Source organism: Flavobacterium rakeshii, from assembly GCF_009741375.1.
Taxonomy (GTDB): Bacteria; Bacteroidota; Bacteroidia; order Flavobacteriales; family Flavobacteriaceae; genus Flavobacterium; species Flavobacterium rakeshii.
The window spans coordinates 1-3564 of record NZ_WOWP01000003.1 but is presented as its reverse complement, the minus strand read 5'-3'; the positions used below and the strand labels follow the sequence as shown (position 1 = coordinate 3564).

Annotated in this window: 3 protein-coding genes; all 3 read right to left on the bottom strand. The window is 37.7% G+C overall.

Annotated elements, in window-relative coordinates; translation table 11 throughout:
- Positions 1 to 100: 100 nt before the first annotated feature.
- On the bottom strand, positions 101 to 1660 hold the full coding sequence (locus GN157_RS01220) for a type I restriction-modification system subunit M (protein ID WP_157481324.1): 1560 nt from the start codon (positions 1658 to 1660) through the stop codon (positions 101 to 103).
- Between the two features lie 116 nt (positions 1661 to 1776).
- A complete protein-coding gene (locus tag GN157_RS01215; RefSeq protein ID WP_157481323.1) occupies positions 1777 to 3024 on the bottom strand; it encodes a relaxase/mobilization nuclease domain-containing protein in 1248 nt (415 codons plus the stop codon).
- Positions 3012 to 3401: a plasmid mobilization protein gene (locus GN157_RS01210; protein ID WP_157481322.1), complete on the bottom strand. Its 390-nt coding sequence runs from the start codon at positions 3399 to 3401 to the stop codon at positions 3012 to 3014. Before GN157_RS01210 ends, GN157_RS01215 begins: the two co-directional genes overlap by 13 nt.
- Between the last annotated feature and the right edge of the window lie 163 nt (positions 3402 to 3564).

Below are 3564 nucleotides of genomic sequence, written 5' to 3'. Positions count from 1 at the left end.
CTCAAACCCTGGAAATCTCAAATTTGGAACATTACCCTTACTTTTATTTTCTTTTGCCATCTCGATTATTTAAATTTCGTTAGTAATTACATTAAGGATATTAAAAAACAAGCCCAAGTTCCTTAAAGTAAACGTCAATCTCACTATCGAGTTCGGCTCTTTTAGCCTCCAGTTCCTTGATTTCGCGCATTACAGCTTGAATATCAATTTCTTCTTCTTCCTCAAAGGTATCAACATAACGCGGGATATTAAGGTTGTAATCATTATCGGCAACTTCTTTCAGAGTCGCAGAGTGGCTGTACTTTTCTATAACAGTCCTATTACGGTATGTATCAACAATTTTATTAATATGCTCTTCACGTAGCATATTTTGATTTTTTACCTTGTCAAACTCCTTACTTGCATCAATAAATAAGATGTCATCTGGTGTCTCCCTGCATTTCTTAAAGACCAAAATACAAGTGGGAATACTCGTACCGTAAAATATATTGGCCGGTAAACCTATTACGGCATCTAAGTAATTTTTTTGTTCAATCAAGTATCTACGAATATGCAATTCTGCTGCTCCTCTAAATAAAACACCATGTGGTAAAACAATAGCCATTATTCCATTTTCCGCAAGATGGTAGATCATATGCTGAACAAAAGCAAAATCTGCTTTACTTGCCGGAGCTAATTTTCCATACTGACTAAATCTGTCATCACTTAAAAATAGAGGGTTTGCACTCCATTTAGCCGAAAACGGAGGATTAGCTACTATCGCTTCAAACGGCATATCGTTTAAATGCTGTGGATGTTCAAGAGTGTCTTCTTGTTTAATATCAAACTTCAAGTAATGTACACCATGCAATATCATGTTCATCCTTGCAAGGTTGTAGGTAGTTCGGTTCATTTCCTGACCGTAAAAGTTGGTAACATCTTTTACCTCCCGGGCTACACGCAGTAACAGAGAACCAGACCCACAAGTAGGATCATATACAGACTTTAATCTATTTTTATCTGTAGTTACTATCTTAGCTAAAATCTTCGAAACCTCTTGAGGTGTATAAAACTCGCCTGCCTTTTTGCCTGCACCACTTGCAAACTGGCCTATAAGGTATTCATATGCATCACCCAACACATCAAGTTCCGTATGTTCAAGCTTAAAATCAATTTCATCTAAATGCACAAGTACCTTCACAATAATCGCATTTCTTGCTTCTGCGGTTTTACCTAGCTTAGTACTATTTAAATCCATATCCTCGAAGAGATTATCAAAATCTTCTTCACTTTGAGTCCCCATAGTACTCAACTGTATATTGATGAGAATTTTTTGAAGATCTTCAAGTATAAATGTATTAGTATCACTATTTCCACGTTTAGCTATTTCGCTGAACAATTCAGAAGGTTTCAGAAAATATCCCAATGTTTCCAGCGATTCTTCACGGATAGCATTTATGTACTCCTGGCCTTCAGCAGTATTTTCTTTTATATCTCGAAACTGAATATTGTCCTGTTTTAAAATAGAATTGGCATAAATTTCCATCTTCTCTGCCAAATACTTGTAAAAAATAAAACCTAAAATATAATCCCTAAATTCATCGGCATTCATCTTCCCTCTTAAGGTATTAGCAATATTCCACAGCTGCTGTTCCAGTATTTTTTTCTGTTCTTCTGACATATAAATGGATTGTAATATATTGAATCTTATTTATGCTAGTATCTAAATAAATTTTAGCTTTTCAAAGGAAAGAAAATAAATCTATAAGTAAAAAATTAGCAGCGCTAAGATCAATATTAATTTCCAAGACGAGGTCTCTTCTTTTTTCTCTTGACAAAATTTCTATGTAGATAATCAAAATTATTCTCCACCTTCATCAACACCTCCAAAAAATTAGTCAACTCTTTTATTCCCATATATGCGTAATTCTCATGCAAAACATCAGTTAATTCTTTTCGTGAGTAATTAATTTCCCGACCAACCTTTTCTTGATTCACTAGTAATTTATCCTGCAATCCCTTAGCACTATACTCCTTCCCGATATTACTTCCATTACAAATACTTTTTGTCTTATGATCAACAAACGTCACACCATATATCATGCCTTCAGCATTCTGACGCAGGACAGTATCAATACCTTCCTTTTGGAGTTGCTTTATGAGTTGAGGCAGAATGATAATATTGTTCTTCAGAAAAACCAAATCAATAGCATTTCTGATTCTAGACTTGTCCGGCTGCCTAGTAATCTCATTAACTGAAAATCTCTTCTCCAGGTTCTTTAGTGTCGGCTTGTCGTAGAACATGCTGGCTTTTATGGGAATACCAACACGATTTCCTTTTTCATCTAATACATGGTACAGCAATCCATTGTACTTTGAGACTCTTGAATTTTCTGCTCCTTTGTCAGCTTCAATATTGTACATTTTAAGGGCTGCATTCAGTTCCGGCAAGCTAGTGTACTTGTAATTATTCACTACTAAATTCAGGACGTTTTCAATAGCTTTTTTTGTTTCTGCCTTGCCATATTGGACTCTTACCGAAACTGGCTCAGGCTTGTATTCCTTCTTCTTTTGACTCTCCGCTTTTACTAGATTGAAAGCCTGCTCAATTTCTTTGCGTGCCGGTTCCGACTTGTCTTTTCCTATATTGTGCATGGCAATACGCTTTCCATTTTCCTGAACATTGATTGTAGTAATATGGATATGCGGATGTCCGGCATCATAGTGCTGATAAACTAAATAAGGCTGGTTTCCAAAGCCAATATTCTCCATGTAACTCTCTGCTATTTCCAATAGTTTTTCCTTGTGCAGGTTTGCCTCGGTCGGGTCAAAGTTCAGAGAGATATGTACTGTGTTCCTCTTTACATTCTCATTCAGCTGGCATTGCTTTTCAAGACGATTGAGCTTCATGATATAAGTAAGCCTTTCTGCATCCACTGGATAATTTCCCTGACCAATACATTCGGCTTTACCTTCCTTGACTTTATTCTCATTGTAGTTCAGCATCGCCCTGATGGAATGTCCTGTCTTGATTATTGCAACCATTTTTCGGCAAGCTTTTGCAGTTGCTCTTTAACATCGTTAATCTTGGAAAACAAAGTCTTCTTTTGGCTTTCAAAAAGCAAAAGCAATGCTTTTATTTCAGCAGCCTGTGATGTTGCATTGACCTTTCTGACCAGCTGGTTAAAGTTGTTGCCAATGGCATTTAGCTCGCGGTTCAGATGGCTCATTTGCATGATGGCTTCATCGGCTGAAGCATCCCTTTTGATAGTAGTAATCGGTTTGCTGAAAAGGCAGTGCCTTACATAGTCGCTTACACTGCGGCAGGTGGTGTTTTTGCAGCGGCTTTCAAGTGTTGTAAATTCCTTGTCGGTAAGGCGCACGTAAATACGCCTTTTGCGGTTGTTGTTTTCAGTCTCCATAATATCCTCTTCATTAGTTCAACAGCTGTAAGGCATAGCAGTGTCCCCCCGCCCCCGAGTTCCGAGGGATGGGCGGCAAGATGCCGTTGTCCGACAACGGGACATCTTGCCATTGCCGCAGACAAGGCAATCGACCGCAGCCTTTTCTATGCTTTACGCTAAT

Bases quoted from the DNA above. Each gene is read 5' to 3' on its own strand.
- GN157_RS01220 (WP_157481324.1), bottom strand. From the start codon at position 1,660: ATGTCAGAAGAACAGAAAAAAATACTGGAACAGCAGCTGTGGAATATT.
- GN157_RS01210 (WP_157481322.1), bottom strand. From the start codon at position 3,401: ATGGAGACTGAAAACAACAACCGCAAAAGGCGTATTTACGTGCGCCTT.
- GN157_RS01215 (WP_157481323.1), bottom strand. From the start codon at position 3,024: ATGGTTGCAATAATCAAGACAGGACATTCCATCAGGGCGATGCTGAAC.